General features: G+C 62.5%; 21 protein-coding genes and 2 pseudogenes. 15 read left to right on the forward strand and 8 right to left on the reverse strand.

Translation table 11 applies throughout. From position 1 onward, the window contains the following. On the reverse strand, positions 1–383 hold a 383-nt coding region (locus GWC77_RS23760), incomplete at its 3' end, for a transposase DNA-binding-containing protein (RefSeq protein ID WP_302181382.1). A gap of 247 nt (positions 384–630) precedes the next feature. Between GWC77_RS23760 and GWC77_RS23765 the strand changes: the two genes are divergently transcribed. From GWC77_RS23765 to GWC77_RS23790, 6 genes are all read left to right on the forward strand, one after another. After that, positions 631–1,077: a VirK family protein gene (locus tag GWC77_RS23765; protein ID WP_217283388.1), complete on the forward strand. Its 447-nt coding sequence runs from the start codon at positions 631–633 to the stop codon at positions 1,075–1,077. A gap of 230 nt (positions 1,078–1,307) precedes the next feature. After that, positions 1,308–3,743, forward strand: a complete 2,436-nt coding sequence (locus GWC77_RS23770) for a hypothetical protein (protein ID WP_217283389.1) — start codon at positions 1,308–1,310, stop codon at positions 3,741–3,743. Positions 3,744–3,902: 159 nt separating this feature from the next. Further along, a complete protein-coding gene (locus GWC77_RS23775; RefSeq protein WP_173260918.1) occupies positions 3,903–7,592 on the forward strand; it encodes a hydantoinase B/oxoprolinase family protein in 3,690 nt (1,229 codons plus the stop codon). Between the two features lie 137 nt (positions 7,593–7,729). After that, positions 7,730–8,491 carry a DUF969 domain-containing protein gene (locus GWC77_RS23780; RefSeq protein ID WP_173260921.1) on the forward strand — a complete coding sequence of 254 codons (762 nt, stop codon included), beginning with the start codon at positions 7,730–7,732 and terminating at the stop codon, positions 8,489–8,491. After that, positions 8,488–9,438 carry a DUF979 domain-containing protein gene (locus GWC77_RS23785; protein ID WP_173260922.1) on the forward strand — a complete coding sequence of 317 codons (951 nt, stop codon included), beginning with the start codon at positions 8,488–8,490 and terminating at the stop codon, positions 9,436–9,438. Before GWC77_RS23780 ends, GWC77_RS23785 begins: the two co-directional genes overlap by 4 nt. A 102-nt stretch (positions 9,439–9,540) precedes the next feature. Beyond that, positions 9,541–10,473 (forward strand): LysR family transcriptional regulator, encoded by a 933-nt coding sequence (locus tag GWC77_RS23790; protein ID WP_173260924.1) that lies wholly within the window; start codon positions 9,541–9,543, stop codon positions 10,471–10,473. 17 nt (positions 10,474–10,490) lie between these two features. On the opposite strand, the gene GWC77_RS23795 is transcribed toward GWC77_RS23790, so the two are convergent. After that, the gene (locus GWC77_RS23795) at positions 10,491–11,222 is read right to left on the reverse strand and encodes a phosphatase PAP2 family protein (protein WP_173260926.1); all 732 of its coding nucleotides are present in this window, start codon (positions 11,220–11,222) and stop codon (positions 10,491–10,493) included. A gap of 439 nt (positions 11,223–11,661) precedes the next feature. Here GWC77_RS23795 and GWC77_RS23800 point away from each other — a divergent pair, with 439 nt between their 5' ends. Beyond that, complete coding sequence (locus GWC77_RS23800; protein WP_173260928.1) at positions 11,662–12,384, forward strand: hypothetical protein; 723 nt, start codon at positions 11,662–11,664, stop codon at positions 12,382–12,384. Positions 12,385–12,447: 63 nt separating this feature from the next. Here GWC77_RS23800 and GWC77_RS23805 read toward each other — a convergent pair whose 3' ends face one another. Continuing rightward, a complete protein-coding gene (locus GWC77_RS23805) occupies positions 12,448–13,569 on the reverse strand; it encodes an ABC transporter ATP-binding protein (RefSeq protein ID WP_173260929.1) in 1,122 nt (373 codons plus the stop codon). Between the two features lie 165 nt (positions 13,570–13,734). Between GWC77_RS23805 and GWC77_RS23810 the strand changes: the two genes are divergently transcribed. The 6 genes from GWC77_RS23810 (at position 13,735) to GWC77_RS23835 (ending at position 19,891) form a co-directional block, all read left to right on the forward strand. Further along, positions 13,735–15,087, forward strand: coding sequence for a sugar ABC transporter substrate-binding protein (locus GWC77_RS23810; protein ID WP_173260931.1), 1,353 nt, complete (start codon positions 13,735–13,737; stop codon positions 15,085–15,087). Between the two features lie 61 nt (positions 15,088–15,148). After that, a complete protein-coding gene (locus GWC77_RS23815; protein WP_254367128.1) occupies positions 15,149–16,081 on the forward strand; it encodes a carbohydrate ABC transporter permease in 933 nt (310 codons plus the stop codon). Then, positions 16,078–16,959 carry a carbohydrate ABC transporter permease gene (locus GWC77_RS23820; protein ID WP_173260932.1) on the forward strand — a complete coding sequence of 294 codons (882 nt, stop codon included), beginning with the start codon at positions 16,078–16,080 and terminating at the stop codon, positions 16,957–16,959. The genes GWC77_RS23815 and GWC77_RS23820 overlap by 4 nt, the downstream gene beginning before the upstream one ends. Before the next feature lie 15 nt (positions 16,960–16,974). Then, positions 16,975–17,955 carry a sugar-binding transcriptional regulator gene (locus GWC77_RS23825; RefSeq protein ID WP_173260934.1) on the forward strand — a complete coding sequence of 327 codons (981 nt, stop codon included), beginning with the start codon at positions 16,975–16,977 and terminating at the stop codon, positions 17,953–17,955. Between the two features lie 10 nt (positions 17,956–17,965). Next, positions 17,966–18,712 (forward strand): SDR family oxidoreductase, encoded by a 747-nt coding sequence (locus GWC77_RS23830; protein ID WP_173260935.1) that lies wholly within the window; start codon positions 17,966–17,968, stop codon positions 18,710–18,712. A gap of 78 nt (positions 18,713–18,790) precedes the next feature. Then, positions 18,791–19,891 (forward strand): alcohol dehydrogenase catalytic domain-containing protein, encoded by a 1,101-nt coding sequence (locus GWC77_RS23835; RefSeq protein WP_173260937.1) that lies wholly within the window; start codon positions 18,791–18,793, stop codon positions 19,889–19,891. A gap of 54 nt (positions 19,892–19,945) precedes the next feature. On the opposite strand, the gene GWC77_RS23840 is transcribed toward GWC77_RS23835, so the two are convergent. Continuing rightward, positions 19,946–20,944: a LysR family transcriptional regulator gene (locus tag GWC77_RS23840; protein WP_173260953.1), complete on the reverse strand. Its 999-nt coding sequence runs from the start codon at positions 20,942–20,944 to the stop codon at positions 19,946–19,948. A 186-nt stretch (positions 20,945–21,130) separates the two neighbouring features. Between GWC77_RS23840 and GWC77_RS23845 the strand changes: the two genes are divergently transcribed. Beyond that, positions 21,131–21,928, forward strand: a complete 798-nt coding sequence (locus GWC77_RS23845) for an alpha/beta fold hydrolase (RefSeq protein ID WP_173260939.1) — start codon at positions 21,131–21,133, stop codon at positions 21,926–21,928. A gap of 239 nt (positions 21,929–22,167) precedes the next feature. After that, positions 22,168–23,304 (forward strand): methyl-accepting chemotaxis protein, encoded by a 1,137-nt coding sequence (locus GWC77_RS23850; RefSeq protein ID WP_173260941.1) that lies wholly within the window; start codon positions 22,168–22,170, stop codon positions 23,302–23,304. Positions 23,305–23,417: 113 nt separating this feature from the next. On the opposite strand, the gene GWC77_RS23855 is transcribed toward GWC77_RS23850, so the two are convergent. The 4 genes and pseudogenes from GWC77_RS23855 to GWC77_RS29740 form a co-directional block, all read right to left on the reverse strand. After that, a complete protein-coding gene (locus GWC77_RS23855; protein ID WP_173260943.1) occupies positions 23,418–23,711 on the reverse strand; it encodes a type II toxin-antitoxin system RelE/ParE family toxin in 294 nt (97 codons plus the stop codon). 35 nt (positions 23,712–23,746) lie between these two features. Beyond that, a complete protein-coding gene (locus GWC77_RS30370; RefSeq protein ID WP_367949092.1) occupies positions 23,747–24,130 on the reverse strand; it encodes a hypothetical protein in 384 nt (127 codons plus the stop codon). 652 nt (positions 24,131–24,782) lie between these two features. Beyond that, positions 24,783–25,232, reverse strand: a pseudogene (locus GWC77_RS23865) (IS3 family transposase); the annotation flags it as partial. Positions 25,233–25,614: 382 nt separating this feature from the next. After that, positions 25,615–25,741, reverse strand: a pseudogene (locus tag GWC77_RS29740) (IS630 family transposase); the annotation flags it as partial.

Here is a 25,741-nt window from a genome sequence, read left to right on the forward strand (position 1 = left end):
ACCGGCCGGCTTTGACTAACTCGACCATCTGCGCCCGGAATTCCGGCGCGTAGGGGTTGTGGTGCTTTCCCATGGCAGGCACCTCCTGTTCCAAAGGATAGGTGTCCACGAAACCGGGTCAACTCCAGCTCGGTCGTGTCATCCAAGCACAGCACCACCTCGCATGCCCGCATCCGCTCGGTCGAGCTCTGCCAGTGCGGCTCCATGACATCGGTCCATTCCAGCTTGTCCTGCGCGAAGAACCGATAAGCCGCCGCCGTCTCAGCCCAGCCGCCGCACGCCAGCGGAATGCTCGCCGTCGGATTGCCCGACAGTTGCTCAGCCAGCAGGATTGCCCGCCGGTTCAGGCGCTTGTCGCCCAGATCGATGCCCTTGAATTCCATTGCCGCCCAGCTCTCCGTTGATCGTGCCATTCGCGTGCCGCGCAAAAAGCAAGAGTAAACGGCAAGTCGCGACAGTTTACAAGCCGCTCACGCGGACTTGTGTGTAATGAAATGCCCTTGACCCGCTAACATCACCCACTCGGAATTCAAAAGAGGCAAATATGTTTATGGCGCTTTTCTCGAGTGACGAATCTATATATATTCACCCGCGCTTCAATCACCCATTCCACCAGCCTGAGAGGAAAACATGTCGAAATCGAAAATGTCCTGGATAGCGCTGTCGATTGCCGCTGGCCTGTGGTCGACGCAAGCGTTGGCCAACCCGCAACTGTCGACGCTGGCCGACATCGAAGCGGCGCTCGAGCGCGGCGCAACCGTTTCGGTGACGGTCGATCTCACCCGGTGCGCCCCGAGCGGCAGCACGACGCGGCCCGGCACGACGCGTGGCGGGCTCAAGATCTCGTCGTACCGCATCACGCCCGACGGCACGCTGAGTTTCGCGGACGAGCATGCTAGCGTCGGACAGGATGGTTCGCCGCTTTGGCAATTCATTCGCTATCAGGTCAAACCGGATCAGACAGTCGCCTTCTCGACCGATTTGTTCTCGCTTCCGGCCTATACGCGCTTGATTCCGCAGATCACGTACTCATGCGCGATCAATCAAGGCATCGAATTCGCTAGCGACAGGCACTGATGGCATAGGTCGATTTTCTTATCCATAAAACTTCATAAGCGTATCCAGAAAATCGTCGATCCATATTCCAAATCCTCATTTCGCTCGCTTCCAGCGCAATTCGTTCGCTGAACCGAGCGACATGGCGATCGAGCTTATGGTTTGGGCTATGACGCGTCGGACGCGACATCTGCGTTTTTCCAGCGGGCCGCTCGACGCACGCCCTCACCCATCCCTCGCCCATCGCCTCTATGAAAAGCGGAACCATTTCCACCGGTAACCCGGTCGCGTCGACGTCGACCGATCCGCAGACGGCTTCCGTTCGCGATACGTCCGAGCGGCTGCGCCGCGAAACGCCTGCCGTCAACGCGCAGTTCTCCGACTTGCGGCCGTGGCGGCGGACTTCGGCCCACATCGAGGAGAGAACCGATTCGGACATGAGCGGAGCCTCGTTTCACAGCGCGATTTCCGGTCCGTTCGACGCTCTCTCCGATACGATCTCCGATACGGTCACGCCAACGAGTGCCGCCGTGCCCGCGAACACCACCGCGTCCACGGGTCCGGTTCTGCACGAGGTGCAGCCGAACGAAGCGCTGCCGCTTGCGCAAACGCGGCGCGAACAGCTACTCGAGGACTACCTGAGCGCGACGCGACGGTCGCTCGATCGCGAACGCGCACTGACCGCGATCAAGCTGCGATGCGCGGCGGAAGTTCACTGCGAGAAAAACGAATGGGCCCGATTCATGCCCCGTTTGCATAGAAAAGGCGCGGCGCAGCGACGCTTCGAGGAATTGCTCGACGTCCCGGTGGACGAGCTGCTCGCCGACGTGCAAGCGCACCCCAAGCACTATTCGCGCACACTGTTGACGGACCTCGCTCAGCATCATTTGCTCGCTTCGCTGAACATCGATGTCGCGCTATATAAGCAAGGTATCCACAAGGCAGGCCTATACGAAGGACTCCACAGCGTCGCGGGCCGACTGACCTCGGTCGCGGCCGCAGGCATCAGCGGCGGACTCTCGCTCGTTCCCGGTACCGAGCACGCATTGAAAGTGGCGCAGAAGGCCGCCAAGATCGTTGCGCACGAATTGCCGCCCAATATCGTCAACCCGGCGCTCACGGGCACGCTGCGCTCGATCACGGACGTGAAGGAATCGTTCAAACGCGTGGGCGGCCAGCCCGTCGTCGCGCCGCAGATCGAAAGAAGCCCCGACATGGGGGCGATCGTGAGATCGCTCAAGGATCAGCGTCGCGAACTGGCCGCAGCGATTGCGCAATTCCGGCAGACGGCGCAATCGGACGAGGGCGCCCAAGCCGCCGTTGGCCCTCTGACCGATGCGTTCCTTGCGTTGCATGACACCGCGGATCGGCAATACAGGCGCCGCATCGGCTTGAATCGTACGCAGACCTACAGCAAGGGCTGGGGGATGGCCGTGAACGGAGTGGCCGCGGCGGGCGCCGTGGTGACCGCTACCGTGCCCGTCGCCGGGCAGATTGCCGGCCCCGCGATATTGGCCGCCACGGTACCGCTGCAATGGGGGGCGGGCTACCTCGACGAACGGCGCAACAAGCATCGCTATAACCTGCGAGCGAACACCAAGTGGGGCGACTTCCTCGCGGAAGGCGCGGCGCGCATCCATTTCAAGGATTTGAGGCCCGAGCATGTTTCGGAAGCGGCCCTCAGGCGGTCGTTCATGACGCAGCCCGAAGTGCAGATCGCGGCGGTTCGAGAAGTCTACGAAGATGCGCTCGGCGAATGGATCCGCGAGCACGCCGAACTGGAGCGAAAAATCGCCGCGCTGCAAGCGGGCGGGACGACGCCAGAGCATACGCTGGCACCGCACCGCACGCGGCTCGCGGAATTGACGGAACGCATCGAGCTAGCCAAGCAGCACGCGGGCGATTTCGAGTCGCTGGACCCGGCGCGCTGGGCCGCGATTCCCGCCGACAGCCTGATCGGCCGTTGCCTCGACGACTTGAAGCAACTCGAAAAAGCGAATCGGCGCGCTCGGCTTCGCAAGCCGGGAGAAAGCGCCCAGATCGTTCAGCGCTACGTCCAGGCCTTTCACGCGGGCGTGTCGACCGGCACGGCCCTGCCGATCATGGATGGCATCACGGCAACGGATTCGTCTTACACCACGGACGCGCACGGCCATCACACCGGTCTGGATCGCTCCGCCGAAGCGGGCGCATTGAGTGCGGGCATTACAGGCGGCGCAGTCTTCACTGCCGCCACGGGCGAGGTGCGCATGAGCAAGGCCGACAACAAGAAGCTGCTCTCGCAAACGCGCGTGAGCCCGCTGCAATCGCGGCTGCACGAAGCCCGCTGGGTGTTTCAGGCGGGCGGGCGGCGCGTCGACTTGCGTACGACGGCGGGCTATCGCCGGCATGTCCATTCGACGTGGGACGAACTGAGGCTGCTCGGCCGCGCCGTCGGCCATGGCCTCGTCAGCGGACCGGTCGGTCTGGCCAACCTCGTGCGCGCGAAGTGGTGGCCCCGCGGGCAACTGCGCCAAGCCAAGACCCAGCTGCGCGACGCGCTCGACGCCATGACGCAGGCCGGGGTGCCGCGCAACGAAGCGGTGCCGCGAGCCAAGACGCTGTCGGCCATGAAAGACGAGTTATACGACTACCCTGCGGTGCGCCGCCATCTCGGCGTGGATGGCCCGGACAGGCCCACTGCATAAGGCTGCGGCGGGTATCTATTTTTCTTATACGGGGGATTTATTTTTCTCCCTGGACTGACCGGGTTGGCTCCTTCGACAATCCACCCGACAAACAATGGCCGGCGATGCGCCCACCCCCAGCAACCGGCGGCCATCCATCGTGGACGGAGAGTCGAGGTCATGGAAGTGAAATCGCAAGCAAACGAACAGGACGCGGCAACGGGCATCGGCGCCGCGCGAGAGACCACCCCAAGCGAAGGCCGCTGGCAATTCTGGGTCGACCGGGGAGGCACGTTCACCGATATCGTCGCGCGCCAACCGAACGGCGAACTCATCACACACAAGCTGCTTTCGGAAAATCCTGAACGCTATCGCGATGCGGTCGTCCAGGGCATCCGCGACTTGCTCGGCATCGAAGCGGGTGCCCCGCTGCCGCAGGACAAGATCGAAGTCGTCAAGATGGGCACGACGGTGGCGACCAATGCATTGCTCGAACGTAAAGGCGCCCGCACGCTGCTCGCTATTACGCGCGGCTTTGCGGACCAATTGCGCATCGGCTATCAGGAACGCCCCGACATCTTCGCGCGGCATATCGAGCTGCCGGCGCAAATGTACGAACGCGTGGTCGAGATCGACGAGCGCATCGATGCGCAAGGCACGGTGCTGCGCCAACTCGACGAAGTGGCCACGCGCGCCGCGTTGAGCGCCGCGCGCGAAGCCGGCATCACCTCGATTGCCATCGTATTGATGCACGGCTACCGCTTTCACCAGCACGAGCTTCGCGTCGCCGCCATCGCCAGCGAATGCGGCTTTACGCAAATCTCCGTCAGCCATCAAGTCAGCCCCCTCATGAAGCTCGTCGGCCGTGGCGACACCACCGTCGTCGATGCCTATTTGTCGCCCGTGTTGCGCGACTATGTCGATCGCGTCATGCAGCATACGGGCTCCGTCCGGCTCATGTTCATGCAGTCGAGCGGTGGCCTCGTCGATGCTTCCCGTTTCCGCGGCAAGGATGCGATCCTGTCCGGCCCCGCGGGCGGCATCGTCGGCGCGGTCAAGACTTGCGAAGCCGTGGGCGAACAGAAGGTCATCGGCTTCGACATGGGCGGTACCTCGACCGACGTCGCGCATTACGACGGCGCGTACGAGCGCGTCTTCGAAACGCAGGTTGCCGGCGTTCGCGTACGCGCGCCGATGATGGACATCCATACCGTCGCGGCCGGCGGCGGCTCGATCTGCAGCTTCGAGAACGGACGCTTCAAGGTCGGCCCCGAATCGGCCGGCGCTTATCCGGGGCCGGCGAGCTACCGCAACGGCGGCCCGCTGACGGTGACCGATTGCAACGTCATGCTCGGCCGCGTTCAGGCGGAGCATTTCCCGCACGTGTTCGGACCGAACGGCGATTTGCCGCTCGACGTGGAAGTCGTGCGGCGGAAGTTCGCCGAGCTCGCGCAGCAAGTCGAACGCGAAACGGGCCGCTCGATGAGCCCACAAGCCGTCGCCGAAGGGTTCCTCACGGTGGCCGTCGACAACATGGCGCAGGCGATCAAGACCATCTCCGTCGAACGCGGGCACGACGTGTCCGACTACGCGCTGTGCGCGTTCGGCGGCGCGGGCGGCCAGCACGCCTGCGAGGTGGCCGACGCGCTCGGCATGAAACGCATCGTGCTGCACCCGTTCGCGGGCGTGCTGTCCGCATTCGGCATGGGGCTCGCGGACTTGCGCGTGCTGCGCGAACGTGCCGTCGAAACGGTGCTGGAAGAAGCCGCGCTGCCCGAATTGCGCGGGTTCTACAACGCACTCGAAACCGAAGCGCTCGAAGAACTCGTGGCACAGCGCATCCCGAACGATCGCACACGCGTGACGCGGGCCGTGCGGCTCAAGTACCAGAACACCGATTCCACGCTCGAAGTGCCGTTCGGCCACGAAGCCGAGATGGTGCTGGCGTTCGAAACGCTGCATCGTAAGCGCTACGGCTTCGTCATGCCGGCCAAGGCGCTCGTCGTAGAATCGGTCGTCGTCGAGGCCGTCGGGCTGACCGAGACCGATACCAACGCGCTGACCATGGTCTCGCGCCGCGCCGCGAGCGCTCCGCAAACCGATGCGCGCGCAACGATGTTCGTCGGCGGGCGTGAACTGCAGGTTCCGCTTCACGCGCGCAAGGCCATCGCGGTGGGCGACCGGCTCGAAGGCCCCGCCCTCATCACCGAGGACATTTCGACGATCGTGCTGCAACCGGGCTGGTCGGCGAGCCTGCTCGAAGACGGAACGCTGCGTCTCGAGCGCAACGATTCGGCGCAGGCGGGCGCCGCCGCAGCCACGACCGCGATCACGACGGCACGGCATCCCGTTCATCTCGAGATCTTCAACAACATCTTCATGTCGATCGCCCAGCAAATGGGCGTGACGCTGGAGAAAACGTCGTACTCGGTCAACATGAAGGAGCGGCTCGACTTCTCGTGCGCCATCTTCGACCGCGCAGGCGGCCTCATCGCAAACGCGCCGCATATCCCGGTTCACCTCGGCTCGATGAGCGACAGCGTGCTCAGCGTCATCCGCGAGCACAGCGCGACGATGAAGTGCGGCGACGTCTTCATGCTCAACGTCCCGTACAACGGCGGCACGCACTTGCCTGACATCACCGTCGTCATGCCCGTTTATGGCGAAAGTGCCGAGCTGCTCTTTTACGTGGCCGCACGCGGGCACCACGGCGATGTCGGCGGTATCACGCCAGGATCGATGCCGCCGAACAGCACGCGCATCGAAGAAGAAGGCGTGCTGCTCGATAACGTCAAGATCGTTGCCGAGGGGACCTTCCTCGAGGGACCGGTGCGTGCGCTCTTCAACGAGGGCCCCTACCCGAGCCGCAACGTCGATCAGAACATCGCCGACTTGACTGCGCAAATCGCCGCCTGCGAGTGCGGTGCCACCGAGTTGCTGCGTGCGGTCAAGCGCTACGGTGCCGATGTCGTGCTCGCCTACATGGGGCACGTGCAGGACAACGCCGAAGAAGCGGTCCGCAACGCAATCGCGACGCTCCATGACGGCGAATTCGCCTATGAGATGGACGACGGGGCCGCAATCCGCGTCAAGGTGACGATCGATCACGAGCGGCGTCAGGCACGCGTGGATTTCACCGGCACGAGCGAACAGCGCCCGACGAATTTCAACGCGCCCTGCTCGGTGTGCAAGGCCGCGGTGCTCTACGTTTTCCGCACCTTGCTGACCGACGACATCCCGATGAACGAAGGCGTCTTGCGTCCGATCGAAATCGTGATTCCACAGGGTTCGATGCTGAACCCGGTGTACCCTGCCGCTGTCGTGGCGGGCAACGTGGAAGTCTCGCAATCGATCACCGATGCGCTTTACGGTGCGCTGGAGGTCATGGCTGCCTCGCAAGGCACGATGAACAACTTCACGTTCGGCGACGAATCTCATCAGTACTATGAGACGATCGCCGGCGGCTCGGGCGCGGGGCGCGCTCATCCGGGCACCTCGGCGGTGCAAACGCACATGACGAACTCGCGGATGACCGATCCGGAAGTGATCGAGTGGCGCTTCCCCGTCATCGTCGAGCAGCATGCGATTCGGGCGGGCAGCGGCGGCGCCGGCCTGCAATCGGGCGGCGACGGCGCGGTGCGCAGAATCCGCTTCCGGCGTGCGATGACGGCGAACATCCTCGCGAACCGCCGTCGGGTCCCGCCGTTCGGTCTGGCCGGTGGAGAAGCCGGTGGCGTCGGCCGCAACTGGATCGAACGCGCAAACGGCGAAATCGATCACTTCGGCGCAACGCATACGGCAACGGTCAATCCTGGCGACGTGTTCGTCATCGAAACGCCGGGAGGTGGCGGCTTCGGCCGCGCTGCATAATTCCAACAATACAAGCGCGAGTCGGGGCCTGTTAGGAGGGCGGCATTGCACGAACAGGCCCCGGTCGACGCGCCATACCGGGGGCCCGCGTGAGGACGCGCGGGACCTTGTCCATTCGCTGTTTCGGAGGAGCACCCATGCAACATGCAGTCAATCTATACCCGCTTGTCGGTGTGGCTGTAATCGTTATCGGCTTTCTATTGCGTTTCAATCCCATGTTGATCGTGGCGGCATCGGCCATCGTCACGGGGCTTGCCGCGCACTTCCCCATCGACCATATCCTGGCCGCGATCGGTAGCGGCTTCGTCAAGACACGCGTGATTTCGCTGATCATTTTGCTGCCGCTCGCGGTGGTCGGTCTGCTCGAACGGCACGGGCTGCGCGAACGCGCGCAGATCTGGATTTCGGGCATTCGCGCCGCCACGCCCGGCCGTTTGTTGATCGCCTACCTGTTCGTGCGCGAAATTACCGCGGCGCTCGGATTGACGGGGCTCGGCGGTCATGCGCAGATGGTGCGCCCGCTCATCGCGCCGATGACCGAAGGCGCGGCCGAGGCCCGCTACGGCAAGCTGAGCGATGCGGTTCGTTACCGGCTGCGCGCGTTTGCAGCGGCGTGCGACAACGTCGGTCTGTTCTTTGGCGAGGACGTCTTCGTCGCCTTCGGCGCCATCGTGCTGATGGTGACGTTCCTGAAGGAGGCCGGCATCGTCGTCGAGCCCATGCACGTCGCCGTTTGGGGCATGCCGACCGCGCTGGCTGCCTTCCTGATTCAAAGCTTCCGCCTGTACCGGCTGGATCGTTGGCTCGCTCGCAATCTCGGTAGCAAGCAGCCCACCGCCGCTCGTCAAGGCACCGGTTCCGAAGAGTTCGCCGCGAAGGCGCAAGGAGAAAACGCATGATCGTCTCGCTCAACGTATTCTTCTGGCTCGTCGGGATCGTGCTGTTCGTCATCGGCGGCATCATCGTCAGCGACCGCGCACATCCGAAACGCTTCCTCGCAGGCGGCTTTTGGATCGTCTGCGGCGTGATTTTTCTGGCCGGCGACCGCTTGCCTGCCGATGTCGTCGGCGTACTCGTGATTCTGATGGCGATCGTCGCCGGTATCGGAGGGGTCACGCGTGCCAAACCTCAGATGCGCCCTGACGAAGCGCGCCGCGCCAGTGCGATCCGGCTCGGCAACAAGCTCTTCATGCCGGCGCTCACGATTCCGCTCGTCACCGTCATCGGCACGTTGCTCGCGCCGAAGCTCGTCTTCGGCGGTGTCGCACTGATCGATCCCAAGAATGCGACGCTCACATCGTTCGGAATCGGTTGCGTGATCGCGCTGATCTTTGCCTGTGCGCTGACGCGCGATTCGGTCGGACAGTCGGTCAAAGAAGCGCGCCGCCTCGTCGATGCGCTTTCCTGGGCCGTCGTGCTGCCGCAATTGCTCGGCATGCTGGGGCTCGTGTTTGCCGATGCCGGGATGGGCAAGGCCGTCGCGCATCTGATCACCGCGTACGTGAACCTCGATTACCGCCTCGTTGCCGTGGCCGTCTACTGCGTGGGCATGGCACTGTTCACGGTCATCATGGGCAACGGCTTCGCGGCGTTCCCCGTCATGACCGGCGGCGTGGCCCTGCCGGTGTTGATCGGCGTTTTCCACGGCAATCCCGCACCCATCGCGGCGATCGGCATGTTCTCGGGTTATTGCGGAACGCTCTTGACGCCGATGGCGGCAAACTACAACATCGTTCCGGCCGCGCTGCTCGAGTTGCCCGATAAATACGGCGTCATTCGGGCACAGGTGCCGACGGCGATCGCATTGTTGATCGTCAATATCGTGCTTTTGAACACGTTCATGTGATGTGATGTCTGAAGCCCTATATCGAGATTGACAGCGCGCAAGGGCCGGATTGCCAAGGCAATTCCGGCCCTTAGCTCATTCGGATCGATGGTGGAGTGCAAAGTGAATCTCAAGTTCCTCGAAACGTTCATCTGGGTCGCGAAGCTGCATAGCTTCAGTCTCGCGGCGGACAAGCTCCATTCGACGCAGGCCGCCATTTCGAGCCGGATATCGGTACTCGAACAGGAACTCGGCTCGAAGCTCTTCAAGCGGGATCCGAAGGGCGTCACGCTCACGCGCGCCGGCGAGCGCGTGCTGCAACATGCCGAGCAGGTGAGCCGATCCATGGCCGAGCTCTATGCCTCGTTGCAAGACGAGAACCTCGCTGCCGGCACGATCCGGATCGGCGCGATGGATAGCGCGATTCATTCGTGGTTCGTGGATTTCGTCGCCGAGGCGACGCACCACTACCCCAACCTCGATATCGAAGTCACGTCGGACACGGCGCTCAACCTGAACGAACAGCTGCGCCGCGGCACATTGGACCTCGTGATTCAGACCGACATGATCCGCGACGAGACGATCCGCAGTGTGGAGTTGCTCGAACTGCCGGTGTCGTGGATCGCGGCGGCCGGATCGAACATGCAGCCCATGCAAGCGGACGAAACGATGACCGCCGCGTTGCGTCGGCTCGGCGCCGAGCGGCTCATCACGTATTCGCGCCACTCGCGTCCGCACCAGGATTTGCTGCGGCTCATGCAGTCGTATGGCGTGGCCGAGGCGCGCGTGAGTTGCGTGAATTCCCTGGCCGCGATGATTCAATTGACGCGCACCGGGTTCGGCGTGGCGGCGCTGCCGCCGGCGCTCGTGGCCGACCTGCTGGAAAAAGGCGTGCTTCGCCGGCTCGACGGGCTCGAAACGCCGCCGCCGCTGCCGTTCGTGATTGCCTGGCGTACGGGCACGAATCGCGCTGAAAATCTCGTCGACATCGCCGCGCAAACGGTTCGCAAGTTTGCCGAGCGAGTCGGCGAAGGTGCGGCGCGTCTCATCGTTTGATCCGCGTGGCCATCTGCTCACGACATTTCGAAGTAGTGCTCCGAGAAGAAGTGCGCGATGACTCGGAACTCGTCGAACTGCGTGGCCAGCTCGAAGCTCAACAAGAACGCCAACGCGAAAAACGGTCCGGGCCATCGTCGCGCCATCGCAAGCACGGGTTTCGCCGCGAGCGCGCGTACGGGCCGCACACTCATGACGCCGGCGAGCAGGATCCCGAGCAGCCCACCCACGATCACATCGCTCGGATAATGCAGCCCGAGATAGACGCGCGGCAACCCGATCAGCACGGCGGTATGAATGAACGCATAGATGCCGAGCCATCTCGACGCCAAAAAAATGCCCATTGAAATCGCGCACCAAAGCATCGCATGGTCGCTTGGAAACGCGCTCCACGTCCGCGGCAACAACTGATCGACTTTCGTGACGGGATACAAGCCCTGCAGAGCCGGCTCGTAGACCGGACGCAGGCGAAACGGCAGGTAATGCGCAAGCAGCCGTCCCGCGAGGAATGCAAGGAAGCCGCTCACGATCGCAATGACGACCAGCTCGCGGTCACGCCGCCGAATGGCGATGTCGTCCGGCGATGTCGCGCGGTAATGTCTGAACCAGATCCACCAGAGCAATGCCACGAGCAGCGTGCCCTTGAACAAGTACATCTTCGAGATCGCGTCGACGATATGAGCGACCGATTGCGAATGCACCGCGTAATGGCTCATCGCTTCGATCAACGGTCGATCGAATGCGTTCATACCTCTCCCTTTTCAAGCACGCCCTTTCCTGCCGGGTCTGGCGCAACGTCGGTAGGCTAGCGCACACATCACGGTCGAACCGCGCGCTACCGATCATAAAACCGTCATCGGAGTCGTATGCGAGGAACATCGCTTGCTGCCGCGGGCGGCTGCTCGCCCCCGAAAACGCAGTCCTTGCACACGCAATCGAATGCAATATGAAAGGAACGGAAAGAATAAATGAATGCGCCAAAACCATTCGGTGACAAGCATGCTTGCCGAGGCGGCAGGCCCGCTCGCTTCAGTATCCGGGGGTAGGCGAGAAAAATCTCAAAGAGCGGCATTGGGCGGTAATTCGGTCCTAGATCACCCCTTATAGCCGATGATTTGGCGCGGCCGGCACGTAGTTTGAACCACTCATTCCCAATTGCACTGGAGGCACAAATTGAAATGGAACGATGTGGCTATCCTTCTCCTGGATCCGGCCGATGGAACGATCCGCGAATGCGCAAAGGCATGGAAAGCGCGCTATGGGATTTCGCGCGACCGAAGCTTCACCGTCCCCATCGCGCGTACTCACCGCTGCGCGGGCGAGGTGCTGTCGAATTTCCAGCGGCTTGAACCGGGTTCGTTGTCTTTCAGCGATCTCACCACCAAGCTGATCGTAGTCAGCCACGGCTGTCCAAACGGGTTGTTCCTCGGCAGAACCATGCTGGACGCCCCGGACTTCGCGAATACGCTGGCTGCGTGGGGTTTGACGAGCGTCGGCCTGCTGGCATTTCGCGGATGCCTGCTCGGAAAGGCCAACTTTCTGGACAGGCTCGTCCCGTCGCTCTCGTATGCAAACATCGAAGTCGGCTGGCTACTCGGTTACAAACGCGAGGCCATCTCCCTCGGCATCGATCCGGGTTGGCTGAAGACCCCGCGCCTGCCTATCGATACGCAGCTCAACGTGAAGCACGAAGGATGTCACCATCCGATGGCCACTGAACGCCGAAAGCCGCCACGCGTCGTGGCGCACGAGGGCATCGGCTTTTACGACCGGTTGCTTCGCGAAGCCACCCAGGGCCGCTCCAAGCTGCCTGACGAGCAGCGCGTCAAAGTCGTTCAAGGCAACCGCGTCGTGGCGCCGCCTAACGGGTCGAGTCCACGGTACCCCGCCTACCTCGAAACGCTCGTCTGACGGCAACGGCCGGCCGCGCCCGAAGCACGCTCGGGCGTTCGCCGGCCATACTGAATCGACGTTTCATGCGGCGGCCTGCTCGGCCATCGAGCGAGTATTGACGAGTGCCCCGCCGTCTTGTGCGAACAGATGGACATGGCGAATCGCAAAGCCTGCCGTGATGCGCTGGCCCTCCACCGCCTTGGATTCACCCGAACCCTTGAGCTGAATGGTTCGATCGTCCGCCAGACGCAGATGCAGCAGCGTTTCGCCGCCGAGATGCTCGATGACCATCACTTCACCCGCGAACGCCGCCTCTGCGCCCGCAACGTCTTGTTCAAGCAGATGCTCGGGGCGAATGCCGAGCGTCAACGTTTCGCCGGCGCGCACGCCGTTCGCATCGAACGGCAATGCCAGCGACGCGCCGCCCGGCAGTTCCACGGCGATACTGCGGCCTTCGGCAGCCAGCACGCGCACATCGAGGAAATTCATCTTGGGCGAGCCGATGAAACCGGCCACGAAGCGGTTACGCGGCTGGCGATAAAGCTCGAGCGGCGAGCCGATCTGCTCGACGAGGCCATGATTGAGCACGACGATGCGGTCCGCCATCGTCATGGCTTCGGTCTGATCGTGCGTGACGTAGATCATCGTTGCGTTCAACTGCTTGTGCAGCTTGATCAGCTCGAGCCGCATCTGCACCCGCAGCGCAGCATCGAGGTTCGAGAGCGGTTCGTCGAAAAGAAAGACCTTCGGCTCGCGCACGATGGCGCGCCCGATCGCCACGCGCTGACGCTGCCCACCCGAGAGCGCACGCGGGCGGCGTTCGAGCAACGGTCCGATTTGCAGGATCTCAGCCGCGCGACGCACACGGCGTTCGATCTCCTCGTTCGGCAACTTGAGCATGCGTAGGCCAAACGCGATGTTCTCGTACACCGACATATGCGGATAGAGGGCGTACGACTGAAACACCATGGCCACCCCGCGGTGCGAGGGCTCGAGGTCTGTCACGTCCTCGTCGCCGATCAGCACGCGGCCCGAATCGACCCCCTCCAGCCCGGCGATGGTGCGAAGCAGCGTGGACTTGCCGCATCCCGAAGGCCCCACGAACACGAGAAACTCGCGGTCCGCGACTTCGATGTCGATGCCCTTCAGCACTTCCGTCCCGCCGAACGTCTTCCGGATTGCCTGCAACTGAACTGCGCTCATGCGTGTCTCCCGCGGTCCAGATCCATACCGGCATCGCCGCACCGCATCACGAACTTCGAATCGAATTCTTCTTGACAAGTGCCCCGGGTCAAAATATACATTTGTAAAACTGAAATTACAAGTGTATCGCACGAGGCGAGCACACTACATCCCAGGAGACAGGCAATGAACAAACGCTTCCTTCGGCCGAAGGCCTCGACGTTGTTGCTGGCAACCGCTTCGCTCTTCGCCGCGGCGAACACTTATGCGTGGACGCTGAAGGAAGCGGCGGCACCGTACTCGGGTACGACGATCAACGCGATCTTTCTCGATCGTCCTGGGTACAAGGCCGCGGCCCAGTTGATTCCCGAGTTCGAGAAGGAAACGGGCATCAAGGTCAAGTTCGAGACGATTCCCTACGAGAGCACGCGCGAGCGCGAAGTGCTCAACTTCGCGAGCGGAGGCGCGCAAGACGTGGTGCTGGTCGACGTCGTGTGGATCGGCGAATTCGCGAACAACAAATGGCTCGCACCGATCAAGAAGTTCACGGACGACCCCAAGCTCGCGGACCCGAATCTGAACCTCAAGGGCTTTTTCCCGATTCTGCTCGATTCGTTCGGCACCTGGAACAAGGTCACCTATGGGTTGCCGTTCGATAACTATTCCGGGCTCATGTTCTACAACAAGTGCATGCTCAAGGACGCCGGGTTCGATACGCCCCCGAAGACATGGGATGACCTGCTGAACACCTACGCACCCAAGCTGACCCACCCGGACAAGAACCAATACGCGTTCGCGCTGCAATCGCGCCGCGGCGAGACGCAATCGGCCGACAGCTTCATGCGCGTGCTCTGGCCGAACGGCGGCTCGCTGCTCGATGCGAAGTTCAAGTCCAATTTGCTTTCGCCGCAATCGCAGGCCGGCCTCGAGTACCGCCAGAAGTTGATGAAGTACATGCCGCCCGGCATCGTCGACTTCGACCACGCCGAAGCCGTCAATGCGCTCGCCCAAGGGCGCGTCGCGATGATCACCGAATGGTCGGCGTTCTATCCCACGCTGACCGATCCGTCGAAATCGAAGATCGGCAACTGCCTCGGGATCACCGCCGAACCGCGGGGTCCGGCCGGCTTGAAGCCTGCATTGGGCGGTTTTTCGCTGGCCGTCAATGCGAAGTCGAACGCGAAAAAACAGGCCGCGGCGTGGCTGTTCATTCAATGGATCACGTCTGAGCAGATGGCCAAACCGTACCTCGAAGCGGGCGGCGTGCCGGCTCGCATGGCCGTCTATCAGGACAAGGCCGTGCAGGACAAATATCCGTTCGTGAAGCCGATGGTCGAATCGTGGCAAGGCGGCGTGCCTGACTATCGTCCCCGTTTCCCCGAGTGGCCGGCCATCTCCGAAATCATCGCCGAGTGGGGCACGAAGATGATGCTGGGCCAGGTCTCCGTCAAGGACGGCGCGAAGACGATCGGCGACAAGATGGAGGCGATCCTCGCCAAGTCCGGCTACTACGACGGCAAAAAGCCTTTGTTGAAATAAGGCGGAACCGCATGCGGCGCACGCAACGAGCACAACGATGTCAGACCCGAGGAGCCAGACGATGAAGACGACCGTGCCAGGCACCACGGCACGAACGAAACCAGCGGCCGCGCGCATGCGGCTGTGGCCGCGCTCGCCGGCCTTCTGGTTTCTGTTCCCGGCCATCTTCGCGCTGGCTGCGATCGGCGTCTATCCGCTGCTCGTTGCGCTCTATAACTCGTTTCATCAATACAAGCTCGCCGATGTCGAATCCGGCACCCCGTTTGTCGGATTCGACAATTACGTGGCGACGCTCACCGATCCGTCGTTCTGGCAAGCGCTCGGCCGCACCGTGCTGTTCTTATGCCTGACACTGCCGATCGAAGTGGGCATCGGCCTTTTCGCAGCGCTGATGCTGCATCGCAGCGGCCTCGCGTGGATGCGGGCCGCAGCCCGCGTGAGTCTCGTCATTCCGATGGCGACGACGTACGCCGTCGTCGGCCTGATCGGCCGGCTCATCTTCAATCGGCAATTCGGCGTCGCCAACTATTTGCTGAGCTTTTTCGGGGTGCCGCCGCTCGACTGGCTGGCCGATCCGACGCTTGCCTATGTCTCGGTGATGATCATGGACATCTGGCAGTGGGCGCCGTTTTGCGCGCTGATCTTTCTCGCCGGCCTGGCGATGGTACCCAAAGAGGCCGAGGAAGCCGCACGGCTCGAAACGCCGAGATGGACCATGATTCTCTGGCACCTGCAGCGGCCTTATCTGCTGCCCGGACTCACGGCCATCATGATCCTGCGTTCCGCGGACATGCTGAAGATGTTCGATGCCGTGTTCACGATGACGCGCGGCGGCCCCGGTTCAGCCACCGAATTCATCAGCGTCTATATCCAGCGCATCGGCTTCAGGCTCTTCGATCAAGGCATGGCATCGGCGCAGGCCATGTTGCTGCTGATTCTCACGATCGTTCTTTCGCGTCTTTATATCCGCTTCGTCTATCGGGAGGCCGCTTGAACACGACACCGACGACGCTCGATTCCGGCCGTGTCACGCTGCGCGCGCGGCGCGCCCGCCTCGCACGTCAGCGCGCGGGCATCGGCCATTTTTTCGGCCTCCTGATCGTTTTTCTGTCTTCGGTATTCCCGTTCTACTGGATGGTGACCACGAGCCTGAAACACCAGGCCGATGCCCTCGCCTATCCTCCGCACTGGGTCTTTACGCCGACGCTCGATCATTACATCGATGCGCTCTTTCAGCACGACGTGGCCGGCAGCCTCGTCAACTCGCTGCTCATCGCGAGCAGCACGACCGTGCTCGCGATTATGCTCGGCACTCCGGCCGCCTATGCGCTCGCGCGCTACGAATTTCGCGGCAAGGAAGACCTGTGGTTCTGGTTCATCTCTAACCGGATGGTGAGCCCGGTCGTGCTGGCGGTGCCGTTCTTTCTGATCGCGACGAAGCTCGATCTCGTCGATACGCATATCGTGCTGATCCTGCTTTACCTGACGTTCTCGCTGCCGATCGTGGTCTGGATCTGCACGGATCAATTCCGCAATATCCCCGTCGAACTCGACGAAGCGGCACGGCTCGACGGCGCCTCGCCGTGGCGCGTCTTCTGGCGCATCAACCTGCCCCTCGCAATGCCCGGCATCGTCGTATCGGCCATTTTCGCGTTCATCTTTTCCTGGAACGACCTGCTCTATGCGCTCGTGCTTACACGCTCCGACGCGGTCACGTCGCCCGTTGCCGCGACGAGCTATATGAGCGGCTATGAGCTGCCGTGGGGCGAGATCATGGCCACCGGCACGCTCATCGTGCTGCCGATGGTCGTGTTCGCACTGCTTGTCTCGGGCCGGCTCGTGCAAGGCCTTACCATGGGCGCCGTCAAATAACGCCATTCACTGCCCATGAGCAAGACAGACACCCCCGCGCCGGCAAGTGCCGACGACGAATCGATAGACAGCGAAGAAGAGCTGCAAGCGCGCGTCGCCTGGCATTACTATGTCGGCAACCTCACGCAGCAGGAAATCGCGCAGCGCATCGGCAGCAACCGCGTGCGCGTGAACCGCCTGCTTGCCGCCAGCCGCGAATCGGGTCTCGTGCAGATCACGATCAACAGCCGCATCGCCCCGTGCGTCGCACTCGAAGCGGCGCTCGCCGCGCGTTTCGGCCTGACCGATGCAATCGTGGTACCGACCGGTCTCACGCACGAGGCGAACATGGCCGCGCTGGGCATCGGCGCGGCCGCCTATTTTTGCAAGCAGATCGAGCCCGGGCATACGATCGGGCTTGGCTGGGGCCGCACGATTCGCGCCGTCTTGCGCGCAATGCCGCAACGGGCTTACGGACCGATATCGGCCGTCTCGCTGCAAGGCGGCCTGTCGCACTGCCCAAGCATCAATACCTTCGATATCGTCTCGGACTTCGCGAATCTCTGCCACGCGGACGGCTACCTGTTCGCCGCGCCGATCTACGTCAGCAGCCAGAAGGCGCGCGATGTGATCCTGCAGGAGGAGACGGTACGCGAGACCTATGAGCTGGCCCGCGGCGCCGATCTCGCGCTGCTGACGGTCGGCGATCTCACCGAGTCGCTCGTCATCACCTACGGCATCAACAACCCCGACGATCTGCGCACGCTGCGCAAGGCCGGCGCCGTGGGCGACATGCTCGGCCACTTCATGGACGAGAACGGGAAGCTCATCGACCATCCGCTGAACCGCCGTACCGTGGCCATCGCGCTCGACGACCTGCGCGGCATCAAGCGCGTCGTACTCGTGAGCGGCGGCGCCAAGAAGTTTTCCGTGACGCGCGCGGCGTTGCGCGGCGGCTACGTCTCGGTCCTCGTCACCGACGAGGACTCGGCGCGACGGCTGATCGACGAACCATGAGGGCGACGATATGACAGCGCTCGACAGAAGCCGCGAGTTCGCGGGCAAGACCGTGCTCGTGACGGGTGCGGGAAAGGGTATCGGCGAAGCCACGGCCCGCCTGATGGCCGCGCGCGGCGCGCGCGTCATCGCCGCGAGCCGCACGCGCAGCGATCTCGAAGCGCTTGCAGCGGCGATCGGCTGCGAGACCGTCTGCGTCGATCTGGCCGATGCCGATGCTGCACGTGCTGCGGCGCAATCGGCGCAGCCTGTCGATCTGCTCGTCAACAACGCCGGGATGGTGGAGCTTCAGCCGTTTCTCGATGCCACCGTCGACGCGTTCGACACCACGATGGCAGTCAACGTCCGCGCGCCGATGATCGTCGCGCAGGTCTGCGCGCGCAGCATGATCGAGCGCGGCGTGCCGGGCGCGATCGTCAACGTGTCGAGCATCTCCGCGATGATCGGGCTACCGCTGCACGCCGCGTACTGCGCCTCGAAGGCCGCGCTCGACGGTCTCACGCGCGTCATGGCCGTCGAGCTCGGTGCGCATGGCATTCGCGTGAATGCGATCAACCCCGTCGTCACCCTCACCCCGATGGCTGAAAAAGCGTGGAGCGATCCCGTGAAATCCGCGCCGATGCTCGCGCGTATTCCGCTCGATCGATTCGTGCAACCCGAAGAGGTCGCGCGCTCCATCGCCTATTTGCTCGGTGACGACGCGGCGATGGTGAGCGGCACCAGCCTCGCGGTGGACGGCGGCTTTCTGGCGGGATGAAGATAGTCCGGCCAGACGCCATGCACCAAACGATGAATCAGGACTCCTAACCGTTTCGATATGCCGAGAGCAAACATCATGAGCGAATCGAATGCCCAAGATCAGATGACCGCAATCGTCTGCCATGCCCCTAAGGACTACCGCGTCGAACGGGTAGCGCGGCCGCAGCCGGGGCCCAATGAACTCGTCATCCGCATTGCCGCGTGCGGCGTGTGCGCGAGCGACTGCAAATGCTACTCGGGCGCCAAGATGTTCTGGGGCGGCCCGAGCCCGTGGGTCAAAGCGCCCGTCATTCCGGGGCACGAGTTTTTCGGTTACGTGGAGGCGCTGGGCGAAGGTGCGGCCGAGCACTTCGGCGTCGCCGAGGGCGATCGCGTGATCGCCGAACAGATCGTGCCATGCGGGAAATGCCGCTATTGCAAATCGGGCCAATACTGGATGTGCGAAGTTCACAACATCTTCGGCTTTCAGCGCGAGGTGGCCGACGGCGGCATGGCCGAATATATGCGCATTCCGCCCACCGCGATCGTGCACAAGATTCCTCTTGGCATTTCGCTCGAGGACGCAGCCATCATCGAACCGCTCGCTTGCGCGATTCATACCGTCAACCGCGGCGACATCCAGCTCGACGACGTCGTCGTCATTGCCGGTGCGGGACCGCTCGGCTTGATGATGGTGCAAGTCGCGCATTTGAAGACGCCGAAAAAGCTCGTGGTCATCGATCTCGTCGACGATCGGCTCGCGCTTGCGCGCGAATACGGGGCCGATATCACGATCAATCCGACGCGCGAAGACGCGCTCGCCATCGTTCGGTCGATCACCGATCAATACGGCTGCGATGTCTACATCGAGACGACGGGCTCGCCTTCAGGCGTCACGCAGGGCCTGGATCTGATCCGCAAGCTCGGGCGATTCGTCGAGTTTTCCGTATTCGGCGCCGATACCAGCGTGGACTGGTCGATCATCGGCGATCGTAAGGAGCTCGACGTGCGCGGCGCGCATCTTGGCCCCTACTGCTACCCCATTGCCATCGATCTGCTGGCGCGCGGGCTCGTCACGTCGAAGGGTATCGTCACGCACGGTTTCGCGCTCGAGGAGTGGGACGAAGCAATCAAGGTGGCCAACTCGCTCGATTCGATCAAGGTGCTGATGCGGCCGAGGCAGGGGGCGGTCGGTTGAGGTCAAGCCCGTAGCAGCGCGGGCCGCCCGGCTCGGCAATACGCCGTGGCCGGCCTAGCGGCTGCCGCGGAAGGCACTGCGTCCCGTCGACAAACCGGTCGATCGAGTGCGCGCCGATGGCGCGTCGCTCGCTCGCCGCGTGGCGGCATTGAGCGACCGGCGCCAATGAACGGCTTCCTGACGCAAGTAGCGCCAGAGGCGTTCGGCAATCGGGCCATGCGGGCGATCGTGCCGCCGAGCCGCTACCACCTCCTCCGTCGCGCCGGGCAAAAAACGTCCGGCGATCGAGCGCAGCGTTCCTTCCCGTAGTTCCTGCTCTACCAGAAAGCGCGGCAGATGCCCCCACCCGAGGCCTTGCAGGATGATCTCCTTTTTCATCGATTGATCCGCCACAGTACATCGATGCGCGCCTTCGATCGTGAAGTATTCCTGCTGCGGCGTATGCCGCGCGGTGTCGCGCATCACGCACTGCGTCAGCTCGCGTAGCTGCTCGGGCCTCAGCGCGCGCGGCAAAGGCTCCGGAAGGACACCGGGCGCGATGACCGGTACGAACTGCACCTTGCACAAATCGATCCATTCGATGCGAGCGTCCGTCTTGTCGATGCGATGAACGATCAAGTCGGCGTCTGCGTCGAGCAGCCGTTCGAAAGGACCGCCAACCGTTTCGAAATGCAGGTTGAGCCGTGTGCCCGGATAGCGGCTGAAGAATCCGCCGAGCAATGCAAGCACCGCCTCGCGTGGACAGACATCGCCGATCACGATGTCGAGCTCGCTTTCCTCGCCCATCGCCAATTGCGTCGCGTATTGGCGCAAGGTTTCGAATTCGCGCAGCAGCGGCTGCGCGCGCCGATGAAACGCTCGTCCCGCGGCACTGAGGCGGACACGGTATCCGCTGCGATCGAACAGTGCGACATCCAGTTGCCGCTCGAGCCGCGCCACCGCGGCAAACACGGCCGGATGCGAGCGGTTCAGTTGCGTCGCGGCGGCTTGAAAACCGCCCGCTTCAATGACCGCGTTGAAACATTGCAGATCGTGCAGTGTGAACTCGTGCATGTCGATGCTGTTCTCTGATCGTAGTGACATTACAAAGATGTTCAGAACTTTGTAATATCTTTTCGCACTCTCCGCAACTAGGCTCTCTTCGACGGCAATGTTTGCCGCAGCGCTGCACCGTGCTCGAGACGCTGGAACGCATGCTCGGGCAGCGATCCCGATCACTTACTCGAAGGAGCTTTTACGATGGAAGAACGATCCTTTCTTACGCTCGGCGACGGCACGCGGGTCGCTTATCGCCTCGACGGCCAACCGCACTCCCCCGTGTTGGTGCTATCGAACTCGATCGGGACCGCACTGGACATGTGGACAGACGACGTTCCGGAGTTCGCCCGGCATTTCCGCGTGCTTCGGTACGACATGCGCGGTCACGGCGCATCCGATGTGCCGGCCGGTGCCTACTCGCTGCCACGGCTCGGCCGCGACGTCGTGGAGATGATGGACAAGCTCGGGATCGAACGCGCGCATTTCCTTGGGCTTTCGCTTGGTGGATTCGTCGGCCAGTGGCTTGGCATTCATGTGCCCGAGCGCATCGATCGTCTGGTGCTGAGCAATACGTCGGCTTATCTGGGGCCTGCCGAGCAGATCGATGCGCGCATCGTATCGGTGCGCGACCCCGCCAATATCGCCGAGACGGCCGAGACATTCTTGCGCAACTGGTTTCCCTCATCGATGCTGAACGACCGCGAACCGTCTGTCGACAGGTTCCGACAAATGTTGCTCGCGATGAATCCGCACGGCATCGCCGCCTCGTTGGCAGCGGTGCGGGATGCGGACTTGCGCAGAACCGTGGCGCTCATCGAACGGCCGACGCTCGTCATTACAGGGCGCGACGATACCGTCACCGCGGCGAGCCATGGCGAGGCGATCGCCGAAACGATTCCGGGCGCGCAACTCGTCGCTCTGCCCACCGTGCATCTGCCGAATATCGAGCGTCCCCGGGAATTCCGCGACGCGGTGCTGACGTTCCTGTTGCAGCGCTGAGGCACCGGTATCTCGGGCGTATGCCGAACCGCAAGCGCCACGCGCCTAAACGATTGCTTATCGATGCGCCCAAAAAATGCTGAAAGTCTGTTGCTTCCCCCGTGTAAACCCGGGTGCGCGGCGCCTGCCCGCGGCGCCGTAAATACGTACAACGGCGAGCCGCGCCGATCGCTCTCGCCGCGTACAGCGCGCGCCGAGCCCGAAACATGCATTTCGCTCAAGGACGTGTCGAGGCAACGATGCTCAAACTTTCGAATTACCGCCTGACCACCCGCATCGTGGCGGGCTTCGCGGTGATGATCGCGCTTGTTTTGCTGACGGGCGGCACGGCCGTCTGGGCGATCATGGCTGCGTTGGCCGGGGAGCACGACACTGTACGTGCACTGTTACCCGTGGTGGCGACCGTCTCGGTCGCATCCGTTGCGGCCGGTATGCTGCTCGGCTGGGGCATACGCCGGAGCATCCGCGTGCCGGTGGAAAACGTCGTTGCAACGGTGGGCCGGATTGCCGGCGGCGATCTGTCGACAAAAATCGAATCCCCGGGGCGCGATGAAATCGCGTGGCTCAATTACGAGTTGAACCAGATGCGCAAAAAGCTGCAGTCCACCATCGCGGAAGTCCGCCTGTCCGCGGAAACCGTCGCGCAGGCGTCATGCGAAATCGCGGCCGGCAACAACGATTTGAGCACGCGCACGGAGCAGCAGGCGTTGAGTCTGCAACGCACCGCGCATTCGGTTGCCGCGCTTACCGATGCCGTCAAGCACAACGCCGAACATGCGAAGCAGGCGAACGAACTGGTGGCGCAGGCAAGCGAGGTCGCGACACAGGGCGGCCGTACGATGCGCGACGCGGTGGCCACGATGAGCGATATCAACTCGAGTGCGACGAAGATCGGCGACATCATCAGCGTAATCGACAGCATCGCGTTTCAGACCAACATTCTTGCGTTGAACGCGGCCGTTGAAGCAGCGCGCGCGGGGGAGCAAGGCCGAGGCTTTGCCGTGGTCGCGACCGAGGTGCGCGCGCTCGCGCAACGCAGTGCCACGGCAGCGAAGGAAATCAACGAGCTCATCAGCAAATCGGTCGAGCAGATCGAATCCGGTGTGAAACTCGTCGACGTGGCGGGCCAGACGATGGAAGAGATCGTGAAGAGCGTGAAGCAAGCGGCCACGATCATGGGTGAGATCAGCTCGGCCAGTGCCGCTCAGCGCACGGGTATCGAGCAGATTCATGGGGAGATCGCTCAGATCGATAACGTGACGCAGCAAAACGCGGCGCTTGTCGAGGAGGCCTCGGCGGCTGCGGGTTCGCTGCAGGAGCAGTCGCAAACGCTCGCTGAGGCCGTCAAGATTTTTCAGGTGAAAAAGGCGGGGTAGTTTTGCGCCAGCGTTGCATCAATGTTGAACGCTCGGCCCACGTTCAGCGTCATCCCTCAAAACTGCGTCGTAGTTCCGTCACCGCGCCGGTAGCAGGCTAAGGAAGCGCACCGTTACTGCGCAACGCTCGCCGTTGGAAATTGCTGACGCGCGTGCAGCACACGAAGCACAAGCACAGTTGTGCCCGTCACGCGGTAGACGATGACATAGTTCGGGTGCGCAACGACCTCGCGCGTACCCGCTACGCGCCCGGTGCGAAACAGATAGGGGTGCTCGGCCAGCGGCAACACCGGGTCCTCGATGACGTTCTTGATACGAACCGCGGCAGCAGGACTGTGTTCGGCGATGAAGCGAAGGATCGCCGCAAGATTACGGCGTGCGGCGGGAAGCCAGACGATAGGCAGCATTATCGTCATCCGGTCGAGTCGGCTGGATCGGGCCGTCAGGACCGTTTAGCTGCAAGTCGGAGCTCTGCCTGGTGGATGATGGCCTCCATGTCGGCCATCACTTCGTCATGGGGAACAAACACCGCGCCAGGCGCATCAGCCTCGCGTAGCGCAGCCTCAACTTCCGCACGGAACCAGCGGTCATGCGCCTCGGCCTCTTCGGCCGTAGCGAATTCCGATTCGATGGGGGAGAGATTGGTAGGCATGGGTTGTAGGATACACCCATCTTGCCGACCCGTTGACCCGTAGATCTCGTTACTGCGATACGACCTGTCCATCACTCGATTCTCCTTTACCCGAATAGCACTCTCTTCTGCCCGTACACCCGCTTGAACAACCGACTTCGGGTGCTCCTCGATCCACGAAGGCGGCTCACTCATAAGCTGCTCCTTGAGTGCCAGCGTTTGACTGAATAGCGCCCGCGACTACTCTTGATACAGCCTCGCCTCCTCGGGCGCGAAGCCCAACTCGGCAAACAAGGTCGCGCCTGGCTTCGTCACATGGCGGACACGCGTGTCTACTTTGCTCATTTCCGCTCCTTCCTTTCTCGCAACGCCGCACGATAGCGGTTCGCAGCAATCTCCTTATCCTGCTTGAGCCGCTGGACATGGATTTGGCGGGCGCACCATCCACCCGAACCACATCTTCCCGGACACGCGGCGCACATCTTGCTTGCCCCGCGAGAGCGCCCCGCCGTCTTTCTTTTGAAATCGGAACAAGTAACGCTGATAGCGCTGATAGCGCTGAAGCACCGACCGGGTCGCTTTTTGGCGTTGACCGAGCCGTTGGAACGCCCATTCAGCATTCGCACCGCGTCCTTGCCCGCAGAAATCGTGCTGCCAACGGCCGTACTCGATTGCGCTCGTTGCCCCGCTTCGACGGACAGATCTGCAGTAGTGATCGATGTGCGATTTAACCTCCGTTAAGCGGTAAGTCGCGGGTTGTCCACGGGCGGGCGGCGGGTCGCCTATCACGACCACGACGCCGCCCGGCGGTGGACAACCCGCGCGGTGACAGGGTTTCATTTTTCATGTGCTCGTCTTCGAATTCGAGCGGTGAACAGTAGCCGATGCTGCTGTGCAGGCGACGCAGGTCGTACCAGCCCTCGAGGAACCAGAACACACGCCCACGTGCCTGCTCGTGCTTATCGAAGCGCTCGCGCATGAGCAGTTCCGATTCAAGCGTGCCGAAGAAGGATTCGCACATCGCGTTGTCATAGCAATCGCCGGCGGTGCCCATTGAGGGCTGCACGCCCGCCTCGCGACAGCGCCGTCCGAAGGCAATCGACGTATATTGACAGCCCTGATCGGAATGCAGAATGACCCCGCGAGCGCGACGTTGCGCAAGTGCCATATCGAGCGCACGCAGCATCAGTTCCGTGTACAGGTGATTGGACATGGCCCAGCCTACAACGCGGCGGCTGAACACATCGAGCACCACAGCCAGATAGAGAAATCCCTCGCCGGTCGGGAGTGGAGTAAGAGGCAGGGCGTAGTCGAACTATCTCCCTGCCTCTCCTCCCCGAACCGGACTTGCGCCTCTCAGCGCATCCGGCTCTCCGTTCAAGCGTTGCTCATAGCAAAGGCGACATCAGCGTAGCGCGACTCGATGGTGTTGCGTGTTTCATCGCGCACGATGTACGGATTTTCCGACGGCGTACGCCACCTGAATTGGCCCTTCCGACTGGTAACAAGACGCCGGAGCGCAACCGCCCCATACCAACCTCGACGGTTTTGGCCCTGCAGCACCCATGTCGTTGCCTGTCCCGGCTCTGGTGCGCGGATATAGTCTCGCATCAGCGACGTGAACCGGCGCTTATACCTTCGCGCGAGCCAATATCCGAATTTCCAGAAGATCGTGCGATCTAGTGTTCTGTCCCAGAAATAACTTTGCATAAGCGCCCAATCTTTTCGAGTATCGAATCGGCGGTGGCCGTCCACATGAACGGGCGTTTATGCAGGTTGTACTGATCGACGTACCGTTGGATGCTG

This window comes from Paraburkholderia sp. NMBU_R16 (assembly GCF_013282575.1).
Taxonomy (GTDB): Bacteria; Pseudomonadota; Gammaproteobacteria; order Burkholderiales; family Burkholderiaceae; genus Trinickia.